Annotated in this window: 22 protein-coding genes; 4 read left to right on the forward strand and 18 right to left on the reverse strand. The window is 36.3% G+C overall.

Annotated features, from left to right (window positions below; all coding sequences use genetic code 11):
- Position 1: 1 nt before the first annotated feature.
- The 10 genes from AC6UD1_RS01605 to AC6UD1_RS01650 form a co-directional block, all read right to left on the reverse strand.
- The gene (locus AC6UD1_RS01605; RefSeq protein ID WP_500707140.1) at positions 2 to 1,345 is read right to left on the reverse strand and encodes a DnaD domain protein; all 1,344 of its coding nucleotides are present in this window, start codon (positions 1,343 to 1,345) and stop codon (positions 2 to 4) included.
- Positions 1,342 to 1,833, reverse strand: a complete 492-nt coding sequence (nrdR, locus tag AC6UD1_RS01610) for a transcriptional regulator NrdR (RefSeq protein WP_500693661.1) — start codon at positions 1,831 to 1,833, stop codon at positions 1,342 to 1,344. The genes AC6UD1_RS01605 and nrdR overlap by 4 nt, the downstream gene beginning before the upstream one ends.
- A gap of 17 nt (positions 1,834 to 1,850) precedes the next feature.
- The gene (gene coaE, locus AC6UD1_RS01615) at positions 1,851 to 2,444 is read right to left on the reverse strand and encodes a dephospho-CoA kinase (protein WP_500707141.1); all 594 of its coding nucleotides are present in this window, start codon (positions 2,442 to 2,444) and stop codon (positions 1,851 to 1,853) included.
- Positions 2,437 to 3,279 carry a DNA-formamidopyrimidine glycosylase gene (mutM, locus tag AC6UD1_RS01620; protein WP_500707142.1) on the reverse strand — a complete coding sequence of 281 codons (843 nt, stop codon included), beginning with the start codon at positions 3,277 to 3,279 and terminating at the stop codon, positions 2,437 to 2,439. The genes coaE and mutM overlap by 8 nt, the downstream gene beginning before the upstream one ends.
- A 12-nt stretch (positions 3,280 to 3,291) precedes the next feature.
- Positions 3,292 to 5,955, reverse strand: coding sequence for a DNA polymerase I (gene polA, locus AC6UD1_RS01625; protein ID WP_500707144.1), 2,664 nt, complete (start codon positions 5,953 to 5,955; stop codon positions 3,292 to 3,294).
- Between the two features lie 93 nt (positions 5,956 to 6,048).
- Entirely contained in the window at positions 6,049 to 6,750 is a 702-nt protein-coding gene (locus tag AC6UD1_RS01630; protein ID WP_500693657.1) for a Bax inhibitor-1/YccA family protein, read from the reverse strand.
- 12 nt (positions 6,751 to 6,762) lie between these two features.
- Positions 6,763 to 8,094 (reverse strand): UDP-N-acetylmuramate--L-alanine ligase, encoded by a 1,332-nt coding sequence (murC, locus tag AC6UD1_RS01635; protein ID WP_500707168.1) that lies wholly within the window; start codon positions 8,092 to 8,094, stop codon positions 6,763 to 6,765.
- A 77-nt stretch (positions 8,095 to 8,171) separates the two neighbouring features.
- Positions 8,172 to 10,490: a DNA translocase FtsK gene (locus tag AC6UD1_RS01640; RefSeq protein ID WP_500707145.1), complete on the reverse strand. Its 2,319-nt coding sequence runs from the start codon at positions 10,488 to 10,490 to the stop codon at positions 8,172 to 8,174.
- 44 nt (positions 10,491 to 10,534) lie between these two features.
- The gene (ytpR, locus tag AC6UD1_RS01645) at positions 10,535 to 11,173 is read right to left on the reverse strand and encodes a YtpR family tRNA-binding protein (RefSeq protein ID WP_500707146.1); all 639 of its coding nucleotides are present in this window, start codon (positions 11,171 to 11,173) and stop codon (positions 10,535 to 10,537) included.
- A gap of 19 nt (positions 11,174 to 11,192) precedes the next feature.
- Positions 11,193 to 11,516, reverse strand: a complete 324-nt coding sequence (locus AC6UD1_RS01650) for a thioredoxin family protein (protein ID WP_500695722.1) — start codon at positions 11,514 to 11,516, stop codon at positions 11,193 to 11,195.
- Between the two features lie 82 nt (positions 11,517 to 11,598).
- On the opposite strand from AC6UD1_RS01650, the gene AC6UD1_RS01655 reads away from it, so the two are divergent.
- Positions 11,599 to 11,931: a hypothetical protein gene (locus AC6UD1_RS01655; protein ID WP_500693653.1), complete on the forward strand. Its 333-nt coding sequence runs from the start codon at positions 11,599 to 11,601 to the stop codon at positions 11,929 to 11,931.
- Here the strand turns inward: AC6UD1_RS01655 and trmB are convergent.
- The 3 genes from trmB to AC6UD1_RS01670 are packed head-to-tail and all read right to left on the reverse strand — an operon-like array spanning position 11,928 to position 14,523.
- Entirely contained in the window at positions 11,928 to 12,569 is a 642-nt protein-coding gene (trmB, locus tag AC6UD1_RS01660) for a tRNA (guanosine(46)-N7)-methyltransferase TrmB (RefSeq protein WP_500699530.1), read from the reverse strand. The two genes, AC6UD1_RS01655 and trmB, sit on opposite strands and share 4 nt — an antisense overlap.
- Before the next feature lie 9 nt (positions 12,570 to 12,578).
- Positions 12,579 to 13,793, reverse strand: a complete 1,215-nt coding sequence (locus AC6UD1_RS01665) for an ABC transporter permease (protein ID WP_500707147.1) — start codon at positions 13,791 to 13,793, stop codon at positions 12,579 to 12,581.
- Entirely contained in the window at positions 13,786 to 14,523 is a 738-nt protein-coding gene (locus AC6UD1_RS01670) for an ABC transporter ATP-binding protein (protein WP_500706604.1), read from the reverse strand. Before AC6UD1_RS01670 ends, AC6UD1_RS01665 begins: the two co-directional genes overlap by 8 nt.
- Positions 14,524 to 14,638: 115 nt before the next feature.
- On the opposite strand from AC6UD1_RS01670, the gene AC6UD1_RS01675 reads away from it, so the two are divergent.
- From AC6UD1_RS01675 to AC6UD1_RS01685, 3 genes are all read left to right on the forward strand, one after another.
- The gene (locus AC6UD1_RS01675) at positions 14,639 to 15,079 is read left to right on the forward strand and encodes an HIT family protein (RefSeq protein ID WP_500706606.1); all 441 of its coding nucleotides are present in this window, start codon (positions 14,639 to 14,641) and stop codon (positions 15,077 to 15,079) included.
- Positions 15,080 to 15,082: 3 nt separating this feature from the next.
- Positions 15,083 to 15,373, forward strand: coding sequence for a hypothetical protein (locus tag AC6UD1_RS01680; RefSeq protein ID WP_500693648.1), 291 nt, complete (start codon positions 15,083 to 15,085; stop codon positions 15,371 to 15,373).
- A gap of 120 nt (positions 15,374 to 15,493) precedes the next feature.
- Positions 15,494 to 16,375, forward strand: coding sequence for a peptidylprolyl isomerase (locus tag AC6UD1_RS01685; RefSeq protein ID WP_500695727.1), 882 nt, complete (start codon positions 15,494 to 15,496; stop codon positions 16,373 to 16,375).
- A 36-nt stretch (positions 16,376 to 16,411) separates the two neighbouring features.
- On the opposite strand, the gene AC6UD1_RS01690 is transcribed toward AC6UD1_RS01685, so the two are convergent.
- The 5 genes from AC6UD1_RS01690 to AC6UD1_RS01710 are packed head-to-tail and all read right to left on the reverse strand — an operon-like array spanning position 16,412 to position 23,724.
- Positions 16,412 to 17,371 (reverse strand): 3'-5' exoribonuclease YhaM family protein, encoded by a 960-nt coding sequence (locus tag AC6UD1_RS01690; RefSeq protein ID WP_500707148.1) that lies wholly within the window; start codon positions 17,369 to 17,371, stop codon positions 16,412 to 16,414.
- 15 nt (positions 17,372 to 17,386) lie between these two features.
- On the reverse strand, positions 17,387 to 19,948 hold the full coding sequence (locus AC6UD1_RS01695; protein ID WP_500707149.1) for an AAA family ATPase: 2,562 nt from the start codon (positions 19,946 to 19,948) through the stop codon (positions 17,387 to 17,389).
- On the reverse strand, positions 19,938 to 21,149 hold the full coding sequence (locus AC6UD1_RS01700) for a metallophosphoesterase family protein (protein ID WP_500706612.1): 1,212 nt from the start codon (positions 21,147 to 21,149) through the stop codon (positions 19,938 to 19,940). Before AC6UD1_RS01700 ends, AC6UD1_RS01695 begins: the two co-directional genes overlap by 11 nt.
- Before the next feature lie 59 nt (positions 21,150 to 21,208).
- The gene (locus AC6UD1_RS01705; RefSeq protein ID WP_500693643.1) at positions 21,209 to 21,556 is read right to left on the reverse strand and encodes a YlbF family regulator; all 348 of its coding nucleotides are present in this window, start codon (positions 21,554 to 21,556) and stop codon (positions 21,209 to 21,211) included.
- Positions 21,557 to 21,609: 53 nt separating this feature from the next.
- The gene (locus AC6UD1_RS01710; RefSeq protein ID WP_500707150.1) at positions 21,610 to 23,724 is read right to left on the reverse strand and encodes a transglycosylase domain-containing protein; all 2,115 of its coding nucleotides are present in this window, start codon (positions 23,722 to 23,724) and stop codon (positions 21,610 to 21,612) included.
- Positions 23,725 to 23,797: the final 73 nt, after the last annotated feature.

A 23,797-nucleotide genomic window follows, 5' to 3' on the forward strand; every position in this document is an offset into this window, starting at 1 on the left:
ATTACTCATCCCCAGACTTTTTATTTAATGAATTTAATTTCTCAGCAATTCGTTTTCGCTGAGTAGTCGAAATTTTTTCATTACCCCGACTTTTATTTTCCTTAGCCCAGTCAGGCAATGTTTCTTTGACATTTGTACGCCTTCGGTATCTTCTTTGTCGATTGTTTTTACTTTCAGTAACCTGTTCCTGACGGTGCTTAATATCGTCAATTGCTTTCGATGCACTATTAATTTTTCTTTGCGCCCAATCATTTGCAATGGTGTCAATTAAATTTTTATTAATGGTAGGTTTCCCCTCGTCAATCAAGATGTGATAAACAAGGATATTGATCACTCCATTACTCAAAGTGTTGCGATTAATAAGTTCAGATAGAATCCTTTCTTCAGCGGAAGTAGTAAAACCACCTTTTTCACTCTTTAAAGAATCAAGAAATTCTACTGGAGCGGAAGAATCAGCAATTTGGGCCAATTGCTGTTCCTTGGCCGTTAGCTTACTTTGTAACTTGTCTGCCTCATGGACACGGTTTTGATTGGATTGATTTTCTGCTGGAGCCTTTATTTGATTTCGTCTAGAAATTAATATCTTAAACTTTTTAGGGTCAAAACGATTGTTAACCAAGTTACTGGCCTTCTCAATGTATTGTGCCATCTCAAGTTCACCAATTCCATATAATCGGTTGGTGTTACTAAAGAGTGTCTCATACTTTTTAACACTTTCATTTTCGACAAAGGACTTATCCAAAATATTCATCAATAGCTTAAAGTCAAACTGATCATTTGAAAGCTTATCATCAAAGGAATCTTTTTTTACATTAGCCTTGCCTTGAACTGCCTTGATTACACTTGGTTGGTCATTTACTTTCTCATTATTAACTGAAAATACTTGCAGGAAATTACGAGTTTGATCATCTAACCCACTAAAATCAAAATGTTCTGGTAAGAGTTCATCTGAAAGTTGTAAATAGCGATCTTCACCAACCATTTCAAGTAATAACAGACTCAAAAGACTATCACAAAAAAATTGGTCAGGATTAAGTGGCAGTAAAAGTTGATACTCATACAAGTCGATTTCAAAAGAATGATCAACATACGTCTTAAGCAAACCCGATCCTTCAAGTTTCATAAGTGAATCATCTAGTTCTTTGGCATCAATGCTAAGATCAGACATTAATTCAAAATTAACGTGCTTCTCATCATCAATTAACCATAAACAATTGTATAAGGCATATGCATTTTTACCAATGACTGGCATGTACAACAAATCGACATAATGACGTTCAACATCACTAATGGGCTGTGATCGATAAACTTTAAAATCAGTTTTAGGATTAATTCCGTTGATCATTCTTTATTCTTATCCTCATTATTTTCGTCTTCATCATCCATTAATTCTTTGAGTTTATTATAAAAGACTGACATATCCTTAAATTGGCGGTAAACACTTGCAAACCGAATATAAGCAATTTCGTCAACTTCTTTTAGTCCTTTCATAACACCCTCACCAATAGTTTGGCTAGCCACTTCATGGCTGCCATCATCAGCGTCATAAGCTATTTTTTCAACCTTATCAACAATATGGTTCATCTGTTCCATCGAAACTGGACGCTTTTCAGATGATCTGACAATTCCACGCAAAATCTTAGAACGATTAAATTCTTCTCGATCACCGTTCTTTTTTACAACTAACAAGGGACTTGATTCAATCACTTCAAACGTCGTAAACCGAAATCCACATTCTTCACATTCCCGTCTTCGACGAATACTTTCACCATCTTTGACCCGACGACTTTCTAAAACCTTTGAACCGATATGATGACATCGTGGACATTGCATTTTTTCACCTTCACTAATTACATAACACTTACTAAATCATACCAATCTTTAACCGACGACTTCAATTGATCGAAAGTGCCAGAGTTATCAATACACCAATCAGACAGTCGTGCTTTTATTGGTTGTGCCCATTGAGCACCAATCATTTTACTAGCTCGACTTATTGAAATATCATTTCTTCTAACTAACCGTTGCAGTTGAACAACTGGATCACACGTAACCATCAGATTGGCATCAGTTAAAATCTGAAATCCATTTTCAAAAAGGGTGGGAGCATTTAACATCACTAAACGTTGATCGTGTAACTTGTTTAGCCGAGTATTAACTTCACGAAAAAGGTATGGGTTAACAATTTGGACTAACTTTTTCATACCATCACGATTTGAAAAAACAATCTTACCCAAAACACCTCGATCAATTTGCCCGTTACTTTTAATCACTAAACTGCCAAACTGCTCACTAATTTGATGAATTAACTCTTGATTATCTTGTTCCAATTCATGTGTGATGGCATCTAGGTCTAATGTAGAAACCCCTAAAGTAACTAAATAATCACTTGCAGCTGATTTGCCGGTTGCAATTCCACCGGTTAATCCAATAACTTTACTCACTTAGATCACCATGAACTTTTTGACAATGAGGACAGAAACTAGTACCTCTTTGTGCAACCTTGATTTTTTCAATAGTAGTTCCACAACGCTCACACGGTTGTCCCTTTTTACCATAAACATGAAGATGATTTTGAAAGCTGCCCTCTTCACCAAAGGCATTTTTATAAGTAAACACCGTTGTTCCATGACCCTTGATAGCTAACTGAATTTCTTTAATGATGTTTTCCCTTAAAGTTTCAATTTCATGATCACTTAAATAGTTAGTAGCCTGTTCCGGATGAATCTTAGACAACCACAAACTTTCATCAGCATAAATATTCCCAATCCCAGCAATGTTAGATTGATCTAATAAAAATGCCTTAATTTTTCGGTGAGACTTATGCAGTTGCTTCTTTAAATAATCAAACGTTAAATCATTCTCAGTTGGCTCCGGTCCAATTTTATTCAATCCTGACAAATCATAAACCTGAGAATCCTTAACTAAATTCATCTTTCCAAATTTTCTTGTGTCATTGTAACGAAGCTTTCGACCATCGCTTAAATGAAAAACAACGTAAGTATGTTTTTGATTCTCAGTACCCTCAGGTACCACATCATATTTACCTTCCATTCGTAAGTGAGAAACTAAAGTATAATCGTCACTTAGCCGGATTAAGAGGTATTTACCCCTCCGATCAATTTGTAAAATATCCTTACCAGCTAACAAATCTTCAAATTCTTTTACTGGTAAATTCAACATTTTTGGATACAAAGCATCCACGGAAACAATCTTTTTACCCTGTACAAGATTGGTTAACCCTCTTCTTATCGTTTCAACTTCAGGTAACTCAGGCATTCCTACACCCCATTATTTTTTTATATCATACCAATTTGGTCCGTAATGACTTTCAACTTTTAGCGGTACATCCAGATCAACCGCAGAATCCATAACACTTGGAACTAATTTTTCTAAAGTTGGAATCTCTTCTTTTGGTGCTTCAAAGATTAGTTCATCATGAATTTGCAGTAACATCGTGGCCTTTAAACCGTGTTTCTTAAGTTCTTTTTGCATTCTGATCATTGCAACTTTAACAATATCGGCAGCACTCCCCTGAATGGGTGAGTTCATTGCAGTTCTTTCGGCAAACGAACGCTTCTGAAATTGCTTAGAATTAATATCCGGCAGGTAGCGACGACGTTTCATGATGGTTTCGGCATACCCATGATCTTCAGCGAACTTAACGCTATCTTGGGTGTATTTTTTGACCCCTGGATATTCCTTGAAATATTTATCAATAAATGCTTGAGCCCGTTTTCGTGATATGCCAGTATTTTTAGCAAGTCCATAAGCACTAATTCCATAGACAATCCCAAAATTGACAGCTTTTGCTTGTCTTCTCAACTCGGGAGTAACATCCTCGTTGCTTGGAAGTTCAAATATCCGTCGTGCGGTCGCTGCATGAATATCTTCCCCATTTTTAAAAGCTTCCTGCATGTTCTTATCTCCAGAAATGGCAGCTAAGACACGTAATTCAACTTGAGAATAATCCGATGAAAATAGTTGCCATCCCTTATGACGAGGAACAAACGCTTCACGAATTTTGCGACCTTCTTCAGTTCGAACTGGAATATTTTGAAGGTTTGGGTCAACCGAGGACAATCTTCCAGTTTGAGTTAAGGTCTGCAGATAACGGGTATGAACTTTATGATCACGAGAATAAATGTCTTTTTTGATTCCATCAATATAAGTTGAAATCAATTTTGACAGTTGCCTGTACGCCAGGACATTATCGACAATCGGATTCAGACCCGCAATTTTTTCTAACACATCAACCGACGTAGAGTACCCTGTTTTGGTTTTTTTCACAAATGGTAATTTCAACTTATCAAACAGGATTTCACCTAACTGCTTTGGTGACCCGATGTTGAATTCTTCTCCAGCCTCGTGATAAATCGACTGCTCAATTTCTGATAAATGCTCAGTAAATTTACTCTTCAATGCTTCAAGGGTATCTACGTCCACCGTAATTCCTTCAATCTCCATTGCACTTAGCACATAAGACAATGGAACTTCTATGTTACGGTACAAATCTAATTGATTGTGTTTCTTTAAATCATCAATCATTTTATCTTTTAAATCATTAATTGCCAATGCTTTCCTGACAATGTGAGCAAAAAAAGTCTCATCATTTTCTGGCAGCTGTTTTTTCTTTCCAGTTCCATAAACCTCACTATCCGGTTTAACCCCATAATATCCGTGCCGATTAGCCACTTTAGCCAAATCATTACTATTATCAAGGGTATTCAGTAAATATGAAGCTAATAACATGTCAAAATCAACGTTATTTAACTGAATATGTTCGCGATTGGCAGCCACAATTTGCGCTTTAGCATCGAAAACATTTTTTTTAATATCGTGATTTTCTAAAATGCCTTTTATTTTCGGATCATCTAAAAGATCAATATCCTTACTTACAAACCAATGATCCTTATCCCCAATAACAAAACCAACAAATGGAGCAGTATGGTAATTTTCATCCAACATTTCAATGTTAAAGACAACATCTTCTGACAAGTGATCTAACTCGGCTAAATTGTCTTTATTTAAAATCGTATATTTAACATCTGGAAGTTTCTCAGCCGACTGACTCTCTGATCCTTCCATTTCCTTTAAAAAGGATTTCATGTTCATTTTCTTATAAAAATCAACTAACTTATCATTATCGGGACCATCATACTTTAAATCTGATAATGAAATTGTTAGGGGAGCATTGCAGTCAATGGTGGCTAATTTTTTAGACAAAAATGCCTGGTCTTTATCCTTAATCAAATGCTCTTTCAATTTTTTACCAGAAACTTCATCGATATGATTATAAAGATTATCAATACTATCAAATTTTTGAATTAACTTGATCGCGGTCTTTGGACCAACTTTTTCAACACCCGGATAGTTATCCGAGTTGTCTCCCTGAAGACCCTTTACGTCAATAATCTGTCTAGGAGTAATTCCCATCGTCTCTTTTACAAAGTCTGGCGTGTATTTCTCAATTTCACTCACACCCTTCTTTGAAATCGCAACGGTAACTTTATCCGAACAAAGTTGGGTAAGATCACGGTCTCCCGTTATGATAGTAACTTGATAGCCGTCATCAGCCGCTTTCCTTGAAAGCGTCCCAATAATATCGTCAGCTTCATAGTCTTGCAATTCATAGGTTTTAATTCCCCGATCATGGAGCAGATCCATTACAAACGGGAATTGTTCACGTAATTCGTTGGGCATTTTTGCCCGTCCGGCTTTATAATCTTCGTACATTTTGGTTCTAAAGGTTGTTTTACCTGCATCAAAAGCGGCAAGAGCTGACGTTGGCTGAACATCCTTTAAAATGTCATCTAGCATTCGATTAAAACCATAGATCGCACTGGTGTGCAATCCGTCTTCATTGGTAAAACGTTCCAAGGAAGTAAATAACGCAAAGAATGCTTTATACGTTAAAGAATTTCCGTCAATTAATAATAATTTCTTGTCTGCCATAAAATTCTCCTTTAGAATTAATTACTATTATTTTAACACTTATAATCAGTTCAATTGCGAAAAAAAACATGGTCAATCGACCATGTTTTTTTATTAATCTCGATTATTTCCAAAAATACCAAAGACCTCAAGAAGAAATGTAAATAGGTTTAGAAAATCAAGATACAACTGAAGTGCCCCAGAAATTGCAAGTCCGTTTACATTAATGTTACCAGAGTACTGCATGTACATTTTCTTTAAGTTTTGTGTATCAGTAGCACTCAACGCAGTAAAAATAATGATCCCAACGGCTGAAATAAATAACTCAATCCATGGATTTCTCAAGAATAAGTTAATTACCATCGCAATAATTAAAGCAATTAATGCTGCAAACAATTGCGTGCTTAACTTGGTTAAATCTCTGTGAGTAGTGAAACCAATCGCACTCATTACCAAGAAAATACTAGCACTGGATACTAGCGCTGCTCCAATGGTACCAAGATTAAAGGCAATGAAAATGTAACTAAGTGAAAGCCCTGTTAAAACCGAGAAAACCAATAATCCGATAAAGCTTAACGTCGGATTACTTTGTGCAAATCCCGAAATCACAAAGGAAATTATGAACCAAACGATTAAAATTACTAATCCTGAGGCTCCACTACTGATGTTTGGCATAAAAACACTACTTAAATACGCAGAAATAGCAGAAATTAAAACCGCAATTCCCATAATCCCATATACTTTGGTAAAAAACGCGTTGAGTCCAGCATTATCGCCAACTACCCGACGACCACTTTCTCCATCAAAATTATTCATTTTTATTCTCCTTTAATTAACCTTCTTACTTAAATGACTTAACAATTCCTCATAGGCTCTTTCGTACTTTTGAATATCTCCAGCACCCATAAATATTACCACGGCATCGTGATATTGCAACAGTGGAGACATGTTTTCTTCCTCAATTAATCCACCATCTTTGGTAATTTTATTAACCAAATCCTCGCTCTTAACGTGTCCCGACTTTTCTCTTGGAGAACTATAAATTTTAGTAACGTATACCTTATCTGCTTTGCTTAATGTTTTAGCAAAGTCATCAAGATAGGCAATCGTTCGACTAAAAGTATGGGGCTGAAAAACAGCAATGATCTCCTTATTGGGATATTCTTGTCTAGCGGCATCTAAAGTGGCCTTAATCTCAGAGGGATGATGTGCGTAATCATCAATAATTGTCATATCGCCAACTTTAACTTGAGAAAAACGACGCTTAACCCCCTTGAAAGTTTGAAGTTCACGCCTGATTTCGTCCAAATTAACGTCTTCAAAATATGCAACGGCAATTACCGCCAAAGAATTTAAGACATTGTGTTCTCCATACAAAGGAATACTGAATTCCCCTAGGTCCTTTCCGTCATATTTAACGTGAAAAGTCGATCCAGCAGTTGTTCGCTTAATATCCACCGCCTGAAAATCGTCATCATCACTAGTTCCATAGTAATAAATTGGAACTGAAGCTTTTAACTTCCGTAAATTCTGATCATCGCCCCAAGCAAAAATAGCCTTTTTAACCTGGTTTGCAAAGGTTTGAAAGGCGTCAAAAACGTCCTCAATTCCGGTATAGTAATCCGGATGATCAAAATCAATGTTAGTCATAATGGCATAATCCGGATAAGTTGCCAGAAAATGGCGGCGATACTCGTCGGCCTCATAGACAAAGAAACGCGCATCAGTGGTTCCTTTCCCAGATCCATCACCAATCAGATAATCAGTTGGTGCGATCCCGCCTAATACGTGAGAAAGTAGTCCAGTGGTACTGGTTTTTCCGTGAGCACCACATACTCCGATGCTCGTGTACCCCTCAATTAATTCTTCCAAGAAATCAGGATAACTATAAATTTTTAATTCTAACTCTTCGGCTCTTTCAATCTCCGGATGCGTATCAGGGAAAGAATTCCCCTTAATAATCGTCATTCCCTTTTTAATGTTATCAGGATTGAATGGTTCAATCTTAATCCCAGCATTTTCTAATCCTTGCTGAGTAAAGGTATATTTTTCAATGTCAGAACCCATAACCTTACAACCGCGATCATGGAGAATGAGTGCCATTGCACTCATTCCGGTACCTTTAATTCCTACAAAAAAATAAGTAGTGTCTTTATTTATGTTAGTCATTTAGTTGGAATTCCCCTTTTTATTGTCTGGTTTAATAATACCAATTAAAGTAATGAAAATCTAAAAATTTAAATATTCAATTTAGCAAGTTCATTTTTCGTCAAATAAACATCTCGCGGTTTAGAGCCATGCTCACCTGAAATAAAATTATTTTGCTCCAAATCGTCAATAATACTTGCAGCACGATTGTATCCAATGGAAAACACTCGTTGCAATTTTGAAGTTGAAATCCCATCTTCATCTGCGATATAACTCAAAACTGACTTCCACAAGTCATCATGTTGTTGAGCTTGTTCTGCACTTTTAAGCAATGATTTGGGCTGAAACTCGTACTTTGGTGTTTCCTGACTTCGAACTTGATCACAAACTCGCTCAACTTCTTGGTTAGTAACAAAAGCACTCTGAAGTCGCACTGGTTGACTGGCACCACTACCCAGATAAAGCATATCTCCCTTACCAAGTAATCGCTCAGCTCCACTTTGATCAATGATTGTTCTGGAATCAATCTGGCTTGACACCATAAAGGCAATTCGCGTTGGAATATTGTTCTTAATGGTCCCAGTTACAATATCAACGCTCGGTCTTTGAGTGGCAACAATCAAGTGAATCCCAGCTGCCCGAGCCTTTTGTGTAATCCTAACAATATAATCTTGGACTTCAGTTGATGCAACCATCATCAAATCAGCAAGTTCATCAATGACAACTAGGATTTGTGGCAACTTATCCGCATCACGACCATTTTTATGTGCTTCTTGATTATACTGAGTTAAATTTCTGACCCCAGCAACAGCTAGCCGCTCATAACGGTTGTCCATTTCCTCAGTGACCCATTTTAAAGCAGCAGAAGCCTCTTTCGGATCTGAAACAACCGGAGTTAATAAATGTGGAATCCCATTATATGGCGCTAATTCAACCGCCTTAGGATCAATTAAAATCATCCTTAAATCACGGGGTGAATTGCGATACAACAATGAAACAAGCAAACTGTTTATGAACACACTCTTTCCAGATCCCGTTGCACCAGCAATCAAAGCATGTGGCATTTTTTGAATATCGGCAGTCTTAGAAGCGCCACCAATACTCATCCCTAATGCTACTTCTAACGGTGAATGACTAGATTCAAATTCATTTGAATCTAAAATCTCTGAAAGCATCACTGGTCTAGGCTTTGGATTAGGAATCTCGATTCCAACCGTCGACTTGCCAGGAATTGGAGCCTCGATTCTAATATCTTTGGCTGCTAGGGCCATCTTTAAATCATCAGTTAGATTAGTGATTTTGCTTACTTTAACACCAAGTTCCAACTTAACTTGAAACTGAGTAACGGTCGGTCCATTGGTCCAATCGACTACGTGACCATGAACCCCAAACGCCCTTAATGTATCATCAAGTGTTTTAACTTGCTTTTCAATCCATTCACTCAAACCATCATCAGAAGTCGAAATTGGTGGATTAAGCAGGTCACGACGAGGAAATTGATAATTAGTCTGACCCTCCTGATTGCTTGAAGTGTCGGCCAAATGCCTATGATTCGTTGTGGTTTCACTTTTTGAATCAGTAAGTTCATTAGCAGGTTGAAGAAGTGCTTTTTCCTCATCTTGACGCTTATCAGTACTATCAATTGGAGAAGACGTCTTCTCGTTATCGCTTCTTTCATCAGGTTCTTTTAACTTATCTTGTGGATCCGATTCACTTAAAGTGGGATTACTTGATACCGTACCTGATGCGTTTTGATCATCATTATCTTTTCTATCATCACTAAACAAAGCTAGATTAGCCGCTAAGCCACTCTCCTCTTTAAAGATATCTGCGAGCGAGTGGCCTAATTCACGTTTACTGGCTGAAGATTCTTTATCATCTTCAGAGTTATCCACAGGCTTAGAGTTATCCACAATGTTTTCATTCTTATTTACATTTTCTTTAACAATTGGTTGAACGTCATTTTCCCATAAATCTAGATCATCAGCTGGAACGGCAGTTGGATCCTTAGGATTTAGATAAAGAACAAAATCATCATCATTCTTCTCCAATTCAACGGCTGCATCTTGATATGGTTTTCCGACTGACTGATGAACGGAATAGAAATTACTATTTTGGTTACGGGAACGCGGAGTAAATTCTTTTGTTCTTTCCACTAAGGAATTTCGGGACTCAACATAGTGCTTTTTATCATCTTTAAATCGCAACTGAAATCCGCTCTGATACTTTGGTTGATAACGAGACTGATAGGCTGATTGTTTAACATTAGAATCGTCACTACGGATAATTTCTTGATTTGATTTTTTTGTTGTTCTATGAAAATCATTGATTTTTTTATCGCTACTCTTAAAGGGAACTTTCCCATTAAAGTATTTACGATAAAATGCCGGTCCATCATAATGTTCCAATTTAATCACCCTTAAAGAATTATGTATAAAAAAACGAATAGAAACTATTCGTCAAAAAGATTTTTTGCTTTATCAAAATCAAATGGTTGCCCAACTTCATAAGAATCGGGTAAAACTAAAGCTCCTGGTTTATCGGGTGCATTAGGAATGTCTAATTCTCTTCCAGAACAAATCATTCCATCACTTTTTACCCCACGAAGCTCTCCTGGCCAAATAATTTGTCCATTTGGCATCATGGCTCCAACTTCCGCTACGACAACTTTGATTCCCGGTCTCATATTGGGAGACCCACTAACAAGTTGCAGCATTTCCCCATTCTGGACTTTTGTTTGAGTTATGTGAAGATGATCAGACTTCGGATGATCTTCCATTTTTTCAACGTAGCCAACCACAAACTTTGGTTCCGTCCTAGTAGGTAAGAAAGTTTTAAACCCAGCCTCTTTCAACGCATCATTTAAAACTTCAACATCGTTACTTGAAAGATCAACTTTTCCATTCTCTGATTTTAAGTTCCCTAAAATCTCACTGGCATTGAAAAAATTATAGCCAACTACGTGTCCCTTCTTATCTTTAATCTGAACAATATCATTTGATTTTGATATTTTCTGTGGTTCCAATCCTTCTCCAAGAATGACAACCAAAACATCACCCATTTGGCTTGGATTATAACTTGCGATCATCAAATTTAGCTCACCTCCGAATTTATTGTGGAAGAGATTTAATAAAATCTTCTACTTGTTCCTTGGTTTTTCGATCTTTATTAACCAAACGACCAGTCTCAATCCCATTATCAAAGGCAACGAAGCTTGGAATTCCAAAAATGTTCATTTCCTTAGCTAAATCGATATTTTCATCCCGATCAACTGCAATAAAGTCATAGTTTGGAAAATCTTTTACAATTTCTGGCATAGCAGGCTTGATAAACGCACAATCTGGACACCATGTGGCAGAGAAAAATAGGATGTACTTTCCATGCTTAATTTTTTGCTTTAATTCGTTAAGATTCATTACTGGTAATTGTTCCATCGTATCCCTCCTAAACATTAATATTATAACCCACTCGTATTAAAAATGTTATATAATAAATTCAACAAATTCAATCGAAGGGATGCTTTTTATTATCATAAAACACAAACTAGCTTTTATTACTGGATCCGTAATTGCGGGAGTTTCGCTGTATTCACTTATTAAATTCAAGCAAGAACGCGACCAAGATCGGGTTAGACGTCACTTGTCCGATACATTAAGCAAAAAGTTTGATAATAGTGAGTTGTATGGTTACTGGATCGACTTTAACCAAAACGAAGATGGCCAGTTCCTTGGCGGAATCAACATTTTAGACGATGATAACCATGACATTAAATCATATGGATTTACATTCGATTTGACCACAAATAACCTCGATAACGTTCAACTTTTAAACACAAAGTCGATTAGTTAATCAACAAATTGGGCTACAATCTTATAGATTGGGCCCTTTTCTTTAAATTTTTCTTCATATTCAGTTTCTACATTATCTTTAGCAGCATCGCTAGCATGCAAGTCAAGATTAACGGATTCAAACTTCATCCCAAAATTATTCAAACTAACCAACGAATACTCAAATAATCCACGATTATCAGTTTTAAACTCCAGTTTAGCTTGGTCAGGTAACACGTCTTGATAACTCTTAAGAAAACGCGGCGAGGTAAGTCGCCGTTTTGTATGTCGTTTCTTTGGCCAGGGATCAGAAAAGTTTAGAAAAATTTTTGAAACCTCACCCTTTTTAAAAATGGTGTTCACAAGACCGCCATCAGTATGAATCAATTGAACGTTATCTAAACGACTATTTACGACTTTTTTTAGTGCCATTGCAATTACTGACTTTTGAATTTCAATCCCAATAAAATTAATATTGGGATTTTTTTCTGCCATTTCAGTAATAAATTTTCCTTTACCACAACCAATTTCGACATAAATTGGGGCGTCTCTAGAAAAACGTGTTTCCCACTTTCCCATGTATTTTTCTGGATCATCAACAATTAATTCAGGATGATCTAAAATAAATTGATTTGCCCAGGGCTTATTTCTAACTCTCATCATTTAACCTCAGTTTCTAATTTGCTTAACTTTTTTATTTAAATAGGGAATCGTTAAGACATATCCCTCAACAATCCAAATTACCACCGTTATTAAGATTACAGGAACCGACATCCGGGCGATTAACATTGCAATCAGGAGGATAAAGCATACAAACAAAAGTAAAATTTGAATGATCTGTCGAAAATCCGTCAGCTGGATCTTCTGACTAACCGGATAAATATGGGTAAACACATTACTTTCAAAATGCTCATAAAATGGGATTAACTGAAATCCGACTAAATAAACAAAAATAATTGTCATTAACGAAACAATAATTTGATTAGGAATAATCAATACCAAAATAACGGCAATAATTATTAAGCGAAAGTATAGTGAACCTGGTCCACTGTCTCTTAATAATGATCGAAGATACAAATTCGAATAGACGTGACCTTGATCTTTTTTTAACAACTTAAAAATTGGATCCAAGTATTTTCTGCGGTGAATCCGACCTGAAAGTTCAGGGACTTCGGTGAATAAACTATAAAAGTGATAAATCCGATTCATACGAGAATCTTCATGTTCAATTGCATAGTTCCAGTTTAAGATCTTATTTTTGGTTAGAATAGCGACATACATTAACAATGCAGCCACAACTAATGCTAATAGTGAAGCTATAAAAACATTAAAGTACAATGCTAATACCAGAATAATAAGGGGGATAACCCACTCAGTTACACCGGCTAATACTACATGTCGATTTAACTGAAAATAGAGTTTGATTACTTGATATGACATCCAACCGGTTTTCAAAAGCAAAATTACGATTAACAACCCGATTAACTCTGAAATTGTCCAACCAATTGAAACACTTAAAAATGGCATTAATACAAACCACGTTACTAAATCAATCAGCAATGCCATAAACAAACTATAGAGAAATGCTCTCTTAAAGTAACCAGCAAATTGGTATTCCCTAGGGGCCATAAAAACCTTATCAGCGGACTTGATTAAAGTTGCCAGTCCACCAAGTTGAAGCACCACTAGTAAAATCAAAATCGCAATCGGGCGCTCCCACCATAAATTGCCTGATAATTGCTTTAAAAATCCAGAGTAAGCGTAGCCTAGACCACCCACAAAGAACATAATCGCAATCACAAAAAAATCGTTAAAAACATATTTAAGGTATTTAGTCATTTCGATTAAATGATTGCTTAACCTTTTTTGGAAAATCCTATTCATTTTTATCATCCCTTGCTAAAGACAGATAAATATCTGAAAGTGACTTCCCATCATTGGGATACTCTTTTCTAATCTGTTCCATCGTTCCTTCCGTTTGAATCTCACCTTTGTTAATTAACACAAAACGATCACAATACTTTTCTGCGGTATCAAGAACATGAGTCGACATTAAAATACTGGCACCCTTACTCTTCTTTTCTTCAATCAACTGCAAAAGATCATCGACCGCGAGCGGATCGAGACCTAAAAATGGTTCATCAATTACATAAAGCGACGCATTAGTAATGAACGCACAAACAATCATCACTTTCTGACGCATTCCTTTTGAAAAGTTGGCAGGAAACCAATCAAGTCGTTTATCCAACCGAAAAGTCTTAAGTAACTGATTAGCTTTCTCCCACGCTACTTGTTTATCCAAATTATAAGCCATGATAGTAGTATCAATGTGTTCTTTTAAAGTTAATTCTTTGTATAATACTGGCATTTCCGGAATATATGCAATTTGTTGTTTGTATTTTTCAATGTTTTGACCAATCTGCAAACCATTGACTTTAACGGTTCCAGTAAATGGCTTCATGAGTCCAATAATATGATTAATGGTAGTTGACTTCCCAGCACCATTTAAACCAATTAAAGAAACTAATTCGCCATCATTAACATCAAAAGTCTCATTTTTTAAGACTGGCATACCAGAGTAGCCACCAGTCAAGTCTTCTACTTGCAAACTCATATTTACCCTTCATTTCTTTTCATTATTGTAATCAGTATACCATAATTGCTTGCTATCACTTATTATGCAGGTAATGTTAGTGTATAATTGGATTAACTTGAAGGGAGAGATTTATATGACTGATTACGATCCAAATTGCGTTTTTTGTAAAATTGTCAAGGGTGAAATCCCTAGTTATAAAGTTTATGAAGATGACGAAATTCTTGCATTTTTAGATATTTCCCAAACAACTCCAGGCCACACTCTGGTGATTCCTAAAAAACATATTCAGGATATTTTTCATTTTGACTCAGCTACAGCTAGTAAAGTATTTGCGAAAGTACCAGAAATTGCACGTGCGGTCAAAAATTCTAACCCAAACATCAAGGGAATGAATATTGTCAATGATAACGGGAAAATTGCCTATCAATCTGTTCCACATGCTCACTTTCATTTAATTCCCCGTTACAGTGTGGATGATACTTTTTCAATTAACTTTTCTGATAATTCTAAAGAATATGACGAAACTAAATACCAAGAAGTTGCCAATTCAATTACCAAACAATTGGGGGATTAACTCATGAAAAAAAAGACCGCTTGCTTAGTTAGTGCCGGAATAATAGTTGGTGTTTCTGTTACGGGTCTACTCCTTTTAAAAAGGAAGTCTAATCCCACAGATAACGTAACCACTGCCGACCTTAAAAACATTTTTCATTCAGCTAGTTCAGTTAAACAAAATTTAAACCAATTCACAAAAGCTTTAAATGATGCAAAACCAATAATAGATGGTCTTAATCGTGACGTACAGGAAGCCCAATTTCAGCTAAAGCCTAGAATTGATCTTTTATCTAACGAAATAAATAACATTTAATTTCAATTAAATTATTCGACCAAATATTAATTTACATCAAATATATGTTATATTAAAAATAAATGGAGTACTGAATGTCTTGAGTACTTTAATATTTTGAAGAAATGGATGTGCTAATATATGAAGAAAAAATGGCTCGTTGGAGTTGCAGGATTACTTTTAAGTGTTTCACTGGTTGCCTGTGGTAGTAAAACAGTTGCTACTACTAGTGGTGGTAAAATTACAGAAAGTCAATATTACAATAGTATGAAAAAGACCCCACAGGGTAAAACAGTTCTCCAAACTATGATTTTGAACAAAGTTCTTAACAAAGAATATGGTAATAAAGTCAAATCATCTCAAGTTGATGACCAATTTAACCAATACAAGTCACAATATGGTTCTCAATTTAAAACCCTTCTCAGTCAACAAGGTTTAACTGAGAAAAGTTTAAAAGAACAAATCAAAGATAATCTTCTGTTAAAGCAAGCTGTAATTGCTAACACAAGTTTCTCTGACAAAGATTTGCAAAACCAATTCAAGAAATATCAACCTAAAGTAACCGTTAATGAGATTACCACCAAAAATCAAGGTGACGCTGAAAAAGTAATTTCTGGCTTAGAAAACGGTCAAAAATTCTCTGACTTAGCCAAGAAGTACTCAACTGATGCTAACAAGAAAGACGGCGGCAAGATGGCTCCATTCGATAATATGGATCCAAGTCTTGACAATAACTTCAAAAATGCTGCCTTTAAACTCAAAAATGGTGAATACACCAAAGAACCTGTCAAAACTAAAGCTGGATACCAAGTAATCCAAATGGTCAACCACCCTTCCAAGGGTAAATATCAGGATCACAAAGCTGAATTAAAAGACCAGTTGGCAACTGAACGCATGAGCGATAGTAATGTCTTACACGCTGTCGTTTCAAAAGTTCTTAAAGATGGAGATGTAAAGATCCAAGACAAAGACTTACAAAACATCTTGGCTGATTACACATCAACTCCAAAACCAATGAAATAATCAATCACAAAAAGAAAATGGTCAGTAACTTTTAAGTTACTGACCATTTTCTTTTTTATCAGGTTTATAAAACTTATTTCGATCCATTCCAAAAATTCGTTTACTAAATGATCCTGCTTCCGTATCATTTAAAGCCCCAGTAATCATGTTAATTGAAGCATCAAGTTCATCTAAATCATGGAGAATCTGCGCTTCCAGCAATTCAGGCGTAACCGGGGATCCATACTCCTTAATTCCATGATGTGAGAGCACCATATGTCTTAGAAGTAATAAATCTTCAGAATGCTGATCGATTTTTAGTTGGTCAGCAGCTTCAACAATTTCCCCATCAATAATACTGATATGTCCTAACAGATCACCTTCACTAGTATAAGATGTCGAAACAGGTCCTGACAGCTCAGTAGTCTTGCCTAAATCATGAAGGATGGCACCTGCATACAGAAGTGAAGAATTAACTTGTGGATAGATCTTAGCGACTTCCTTGGCCAGCTTCAAAATCGAAATGGTGTGAAATGCTAATCCGCCTGCATAAGCATGATGATTCGATTTAGCTGCCGGAAAAGTAAAGAATTCGTCCTGGTGCTTTTTAAGAAGTACCCGAACAATTCGATTCCACGTTGGATTAATAATTTCGAAAATTGTCTGACCAATATATTCTTCCATCTCGGAACGAGTCATTTGAGCATGTTGCATAAACTTAGATGGATCACTGGGTTCACCAGATTCTGTTTGTCGAAGATGATTAATCTTAATTTGTGGACTTCCCTGGTAAGCTTCCCGTTTGCCATTAATGTGAACGACCTGCCCAGCTTTAAAAGTCTTTACATCCTCATTACTGGCACCCCAAAGTTTTCCACCGATCTCTCCGGAATTATCTTCAAAAACAAACGAAATGAATTGTTTTCCGTTCTTAGCAATTCTAGTATCGGCCGACTTAACCAATACAAACGCATCGATTTCTTCATCCATTTGATATTCTTTCAATTTTTTGCTCATTTGACTCCACCTCCACTACTTTAATTCAATTAAATGATCGCCTCTTACATCATGTCTAATTCGATCATCAGCCGTAAAATAAATCACCTGCGTGCTTTTAGCCAAAGCTTTCATTAATTCAATTGCCTTATCAGTTCTAAAGTGATCAAAGTCAGCAAAACCATCATCAATCATAATTGGCATTGGATATTCATCACTAAAAGCCAACGTTAACGCAAAAACCAACGATAAGTATAACTGCTGCATGGTTCCTTTTGAAAGTTCCTCAACCTTGAACTTAACCCCATCAGAGTTAACAACCGTAATACTTCTCTTATTATAATCAATTTTACTATAATGACCGTCCGTTAGTGTTTCAAAGAATTTAGCTGCATCCTTTCTAACTTTAGGAATTCTTCCACTACTAGCGGCATCGAGTACTTTTTCAATCCACTGATTAGTTAACTGGTAAACCAACCACTTTTGAACCAATTCGTTAACTTTAGTATCCATACTGGCCAATTCCTGGGTCAATGAATCAAGCGTCCCATCTTTTTCCATGTGATTAATTTGCACGTTAAGTTGCGCCAACCGATCAGATTGATCGGAAAAATCTGCGTCCAACTGTCCAATTTGTTTCTGAAGATCATTAATCACGTTTTTTAACTGATTAACATTATCGTATTTTTGTAATCTTTCAACAATTGTTTGATCAAGTGAGTTTTCTAACTCCATTTTACGTTTGTTTTTATCCGTAGCGATCCGCTGCTCATCGTATAATTTTTTAAAATCACTACTACTTGCAACGTTTCGTTCCCTTAGGAAATGGTCAAGCCGATCACTTACTTCTTTCAACTGCTCACGATGGCGATCAAACATTGAAGTTAAACTACTCAATTCATGGCTCACCTGTTCTGCATTTCGCTTTTGATCATTTACATTTGAGATGAACTGTTTAATTTTACTTAACGCTACCATTTCATTATCGGAATCACTTAAACCAATTTTACTGGAAGCAAAATTCCAACGATCGAGGTAACTCTCAACCTTCTCATTCATTGTCTTTTGGTTTCCAATGAAATTCTGTAAACTATCACGATCTAAGTCACGTCGTTTAATGGAGTTTTGTAAAGCACTTGTCCATTGGTTAAATGGAATACTCTGGATGTGATGCTCGTTTCCCATTTGACCCAACTCTTGCTCAATCTGAGTCAATTTTCGCTTTAAATGGTCAGTATCATTCTCCTCTTTAACTGGTTGGTTCGATTTTTGCACATAACGATAAATGCCAAAACCAATACACAATAACCCAATGACCACCAAAATAGGAAGAGTTACTCCACCCATAAAAATTCCAATTCCAATAATTATTAGACCAACCGCATCAGCAATTAATGATAACGAATTATCTCCGCTCTCATTTGTGGGCATCGCATGAACCTGATAGTTTATTTGTGCTTTTACATTTTGATACTCATCTATTAAGGTCGATATTTTGTCAATCTCATCATCATTAAACGGAATACTTTCACTTCCACCAGCATCAAATTCATCATTAGCCAGACGAGTCTGATATGTTTTGATATCATGATCAAGCTGTTCAATCCGTCTGACCTGTTGGATTTGGCCGTCCAGTTCTAAATATAAATTACGAATTAAATCAGCATTATCATTGTAAAATTTCAAATCAGAATTGGATTCCTGATGCGTATTCTTAAAATCAATAATGTTTTGTTCATCATTCTTAATATCTAATTGAATATTACTAATCTTATTTTGGATGTCTTGAAATGTTTCAAAGTCATGCTCAGAAAAGCCGTGTTTAACCGCTAATTTATCGTCTTGTAATTGTCTTAATTGAGCATATTTATCCCAGTTCGCTAAATCTTGATTAACCTGATTTAATCGCTCAGAAAATTTATTTCTTTTATTGCGATTCTGAGTCTTTTTTTCTTGTTCTTTTTTAGCTTGAATGGTCAATTCATGGTACTTGGGATATTCATTACTGGCTTCATGTACTTTCGCGTTCAATCTTTCTCGATCAACTAAAAGTCGGTTTAACTCAGGCTTTTTACCAGTCGGCTTATAGATCTTACCACCATTTTCCTGATTTTCGTCCTCTAGTTCAATCCAGTTATCAATCCCTACGACCCCAACACGCTGTATTCGTTTTGACAATTCTTCACGATTTAATCTCGAAATATCATTTAAATCAACGTTGCCAAAATAAAACAGGTTATCATATGATTCCCGATTGATTGGACCTAAAATTTTATCCAAAATTCCAGCAGGTAATTCATTTTTATTTTGATCAAAAACGGTTAATAACCCACCATTTTTACCTTCATTTCTTTGAACAAGATAAGTAGTTCCATTTTGTTCAACCGTTAAACGACCACCCATTTTATAGTCATCTTTGGGAGTGAAGTCTCGCTTACTCCGACTGTCCCGAAAGCCAAATAAAACATCTTTAATGAAATTTAAGAGGGTTGTTTTTCCAGCCTCGTTTCTTCCATAAATAACCTGGAACCCACTAAAGTTCAGTGTTAAATTATGAAGTTTTCCAAAGCCGAATACTTCAACTTTTTTAATCCTCATCCTTCACGTTCCCTTTCGTTTTACTAGTAATTAAATTCATACTTTCATCAAGTAATTTAGAGATGGCTTCATCACTTAAAAAGTTGTCACGAATGTAAGAGTGCTTAAAAAGCTTCTTCGCCAAATTTTTAAGGTTTTCTTCATTATAAACTTCATGCTTAGTGTCATCCCAGAATTTCTGATCTAGATCATTAAATTTCATCCCAGAATTATCAACAACGTCAATTTCATAAACCCAAGCATTAAATCGTTCAAAATCATATTGTAACTTTTCCTTAACCCGGTCGAGCAATTCTTCTGATGAAAAATTGGCTTCTTCATTCATATTTAACTTCACGCTCAACAAATTAAGCTTAGAAAAATCACTCGACTCAATTTTCTCCATAATTTGATTAACGACCGCTTCTTCTGAGTCAGTTCCCCGTAAATTCATTGAAAGATTTGACCAAATGAGCGGACAGGTGGGTTCAAACTGAACGTTTAAACCTCCATTAGTCTCATCACTGACTAATAAGTACCCCTTTTCACCCATTTCATTTTTATGACGGCCCTGGATATTCCCCGGATATTCAATTAAGGGATGATGACCTAACTGCTGACGTTTATGAATATGCCCTAATGCCCAATAATCATATCCCAAATTTTCCATTTCGTTAATGGTAAACGGTGCATACTGTGAGTCGTTGCCACCCTTAATAGCACCGTGAACCATCCCAATTTGGTAGTCAGCGTTTGAACGTTCTGGAAATCCAGAGATAATATCATCTGAAATATTCCTAGTAGCGTAACTAAAACCTGTAATAGCAACTGTTCTTCCGTCTTTAAGAGTCAATGTGTGCGTCGTCACTTCTTTGGGAAATACGTAAACATTAGCCGGAAAATTGAAATTTTTGGCACCTTCACTTTGATAATCATGATTACCAAACGAAAGAAGTACAGGAATATCATGTTCATCCAATCGTTCTAACTGTTTAATCAAAAAACTAATGGCTTTGACACTTTGGTGACTACTGTCAAACAAATCTCCCACTAGCAAAACAAAATCAACATCATCTAAAATGGCATCATCAATAATCTTCTTTAATGAATCGAATGGAGCCTCGTGCAAAATGTCCCACAGCTTACTCGGAGTGGTAGCATCCTCTCTGATTCCTAAAAACGGACTATCCAAATGTAAATCTGCCGCATGAATAAACTTCATTATAATTTCTCCCATACAAAAAAATCGGAGCACCAATGGGCGCTCCGATTAACGATCAATTAAGCTTCATACATATCACGTAAAGGCTTAGTAATTAGCATATTAGCATCATCAATGACTTTGCCCATTGCTTTTTCTTTACCCATCAATTTTTTGATGATATCAAGACTGTTCATTTTATTGGCAAGATCTTGAGCTTTTTTCATATCATCTTGCGAAATTTGTTGACCAGCCATTTGCTTTTGTCTTAATTCATTTTGATTAGTTTGAAAGTCCTTAAATGTCTTAAAAGCATCTTTGTCCTTCTTTAACTCATCGTATGTGGCTTGGAGTTCTTTAAATTCATCAGTCTTTACTAGTGCATCCTGTAAAGTTTGTGCGTCTTTCATTACATCATTTTCTGCCATAATTATTTCCCTCCTTAAATATTGTTACAGTGTATATTTTAACATACGTGAAGCTATCGGCCTAGTAAAGCTTTCGCACCGCTAATAACTTCTGAGGCACCCCTTTTAATTCCACTGGCACCTTCTTTAACGATTCCCTTAACGACTTTACCAGTATCATTAGTAATACCCTTAAATAGTTTAGAATTCTGCGTATCATTATCTTCATCACCATCACGTGCCACCGTTTGTGCGTCTTGGACACCAAATTGGGTTCCCTTGGTGTACGGAAGAATTTGTTGCATTTGTGTCTTGTACAACGGACCAACGTCGGTCCCAGTCAAATTCTCTAAATGATGCGTAGAGTTGGTACTATCAAAGCCTTCCCAAGTTGCTACCACAACGTTAGGAGTGTATCCGATGATCCATTTATCTTTGGTAGCATCGGAATCTGGAGTATTATCAGCCTCAGTACTTCCAGTTTTTCCGGCAACTTGATACCCGCTCGGTTTAGCATCAACACCAGTTCCATTATCAAAGACACCAAGCATCATACTTGTCATCTGTCGTGCCGTTGAAGGAGACATGATTTGTTTTGAACTTGGATGTTCATTATCAACGACCGTCTTCCCTGTCGAATCAACGATCTTAGTAATATAGAACGGCTGTGAAATTTTCCCTTTATTAGCAAAAGCAGTATAGGCACCAGCCATTTGTTGTGGGGAAACTCCGTTGGACAAGCCCCCAAGGGCCAATGCTAGATTTTTATCCTTATCCGTGACCGGTAAGTTGAATTTTTTAACCGAATCGTATCCCTTGTTTACTCCGATCTTATTTAATAACCAAACTGCGGGCGCGTTCATACTCTGTGCCAGAGCTTGGTACATCGGAACTTTTCCTGTATAAACATCATTGTAATTATGCGGAGTATAGTGGTTTGATCCATACGATTTCTTCTGGTTTTCAAGTTCAGAATCATAATAATACCCGTTTTCAAGAGCTGGCGTATAGACCGCAAGTGGTTTCATCGTCGAACCAGGCTGACGTTTAATATCGGTCGCACGATTATAACCACGGAAAACCGTCTTACCACGTCCACCAACAACCGCTTGAACCCCACCATTTTTTGGATTCAAAGCAACTGATGCAGCTTGGACCTTGGTCCCATCCGAAGCATCATTAGGAAACAAATTAGGATTTTTAAAATCAGTCTGAAAGCTTTGCTGCTGTTGCTGATTTAGATTCGTATAAATTTTATACCCATGATTCATGATGTCAGATTCAGTTAATCCATATTTTGAGATAGCCTCATTAATAACAGCGTCAAAATAATAGGGATATTTATACCCATTAGTAGAACGATAGGAATTTTTAGTGTTCAACGGCATGGCCTGGTATTTTTTTGCCTCCGAATTAGTGATCTTATGGTTCTTTGCCATTAAATCAAGAACCACATTTCTCCTCTGACGTGCCGCCTCCGGATGATCAATAGGATTATTACTAGGATTCGATAGCATCCCTGCTAACACAGCGGCATCCTGGACCGGTAAATCTTCAGCAGACTGCCCAAAGTATCGCTTCGATGCATCTTCGACCCCATACACGCCATTACCAAAGTAAGCGTTGTTCATATACATCGTCAAAATTTGGTTCTTTGAATAAACGTTCTCAATCTCAATTGAAATGAATAATTCTTTAAGTTTTCTGGTTAAAGTTTGTTGCTGGGAAAGAAAAGTGTTCTTGGCTAACTGCTGCGAAATTGTACTTCCTCCACCACTAATGTAGTCACGACCCAGTACCCTATTCTTAATTGCAAGTAAAATGGCTCTCCCGTAACCACTAACCGAATAACCATGTTCCTTATAGAAATTACGATCTTCCGTCGAAAGAATCGCATTAGGAATATTTTTTGAAATCTTATTCATCTGAACGTAAGTACCCTTTTGTGCGTACAATTTGCCAGCTTCTTGGTGATGTGAATCATAAATCACAGTCGATTTTGATAAATTAGACTGAAGATCACGAACGTGCGAAGTCTTTGCCACAATCGTCAAATAACTACTTAAAACCAAGATAACGAATAAAACAACTACAATAATCCATCTCGTAATTTGAAATCTACGCCAGAATTTTCTGAAGTAACCCCAAATTTTTTTAAATATTGACTTACTTTTGCTGTTGTTATCCATAAAAGTCCAAATCTCCTTTTATCATTAAATGCTATTGTAACACATGGACATTAATGGATTTTAAAAGATAAAG

The organism is Fructilactobacillus sp. X8R1C1, assembly GCF_059900945.1.

What these genes read in the sequence shown, in the direction of transcription:
- AC6UD1_RS01605 (WP_500707140.1), bottom strand. Translation starts at nt 1,345, where the DNA reads ATGATCAACGGAATTAATCCTAAAACTGATTTTAAAGTTTATCGATCA.
- nrdR (WP_500693661.1), bottom strand. Translation starts at nt 1,833, where the DNA reads ATGCAATGTCCACGATGTCATCATATCGGTTCAAAGGTTTTAGAAAGT.
- mutM (WP_500707142.1), bottom strand. Translation starts at nt 3,279, where the DNA reads ATGCCTGAGTTACCTGAAGTTGAAACGATAAGAAGAGGGTTAACCAAT.
- polA (WP_500707144.1), bottom strand. Translation starts at nt 5,955, where the DNA reads ATGGCAGACAAGAAATTATTATTAATTGACGGAAATTCTTTAACGTAT.
- AC6UD1_RS01630 (WP_500693657.1), bottom strand. Translation starts at nt 6,750, where the DNA reads ATGAATAATTTTGATGGAGAAAGTGGTCGTCGGGTAGTTGGCGATAAT.
- AC6UD1_RS01650 (WP_500695722.1), bottom strand. Translation starts at nt 11,516, where the DNA reads ATGGAACAATTACCAGTAATGAATCTTAACGAATTAAAGCAAAAAATT.
- AC6UD1_RS01655 (WP_500693653.1), top strand. Translation starts at nt 11,599, where the DNA reads ATGCTTTTTATTATCATAAAACACAAACTAGCTTTTATTACTGGATCC.
- trmB (WP_500699530.1), bottom strand. Translation starts at nt 12,569, where the DNA reads ATGAGAGTTAGAAATAAGCCCTGGGCAAATCAATTTATTTTAGATCAT.
- AC6UD1_RS01665 (WP_500707147.1), bottom strand. Translation starts at nt 13,793, where the DNA reads ATGAATAGGATTTTCCAAAAAAGGTTAAGCAATCATTTAATCGAAATG.
- AC6UD1_RS01670 (WP_500706604.1), bottom strand. Translation starts at nt 14,523, where the DNA reads ATGAGTTTGCAAGTAGAAGACTTGACTGGTGGCTACTCTGGTATGCCA.
- AC6UD1_RS01675 (WP_500706606.1), top strand. Translation starts at nt 14,639, where the DNA reads ATGACTGATTACGATCCAAATTGCGTTTTTTGTAAAATTGTCAAGGGT.
- AC6UD1_RS01680 (WP_500693648.1), top strand. Translation starts at nt 15,083, where the DNA reads ATGAAAAAAAAGACCGCTTGCTTAGTTAGTGCCGGAATAATAGTTGGT.
- AC6UD1_RS01685 (WP_500695727.1), top strand. Translation starts at nt 15,494, where the DNA reads ATGAAGAAAAAATGGCTCGTTGGAGTTGCAGGATTACTTTTAAGTGTT.
- AC6UD1_RS01690 (WP_500707148.1), bottom strand. Translation starts at nt 17,371, where the DNA reads ATGAGCAAAAAATTGAAAGAATATCAAATGGATGAAGAAATCGATGCG.
- AC6UD1_RS01695 (WP_500707149.1), bottom strand. Translation starts at nt 19,948, where the DNA reads ATGAGGATTAAAAAAGTTGAAGTATTCGGCTTTGGAAAACTTCATAAT.
- AC6UD1_RS01700 (WP_500706612.1), bottom strand. Translation starts at nt 21,149, where the DNA reads ATGAAGTTTATTCATGCGGCAGATTTACATTTGGATAGTCCGTTTTTA.
- AC6UD1_RS01705 (WP_500693643.1), bottom strand. Translation starts at nt 21,556, where the DNA reads ATGGCAGAAAATGATGTAATGAAAGACGCACAAACTTTACAGGATGCA.
- AC6UD1_RS01710 (WP_500707150.1), bottom strand. Translation starts at nt 23,724, where the DNA reads ATGGATAACAACAGCAAAAGTAAGTCAATATTTAAAAAAATTTGGGGT.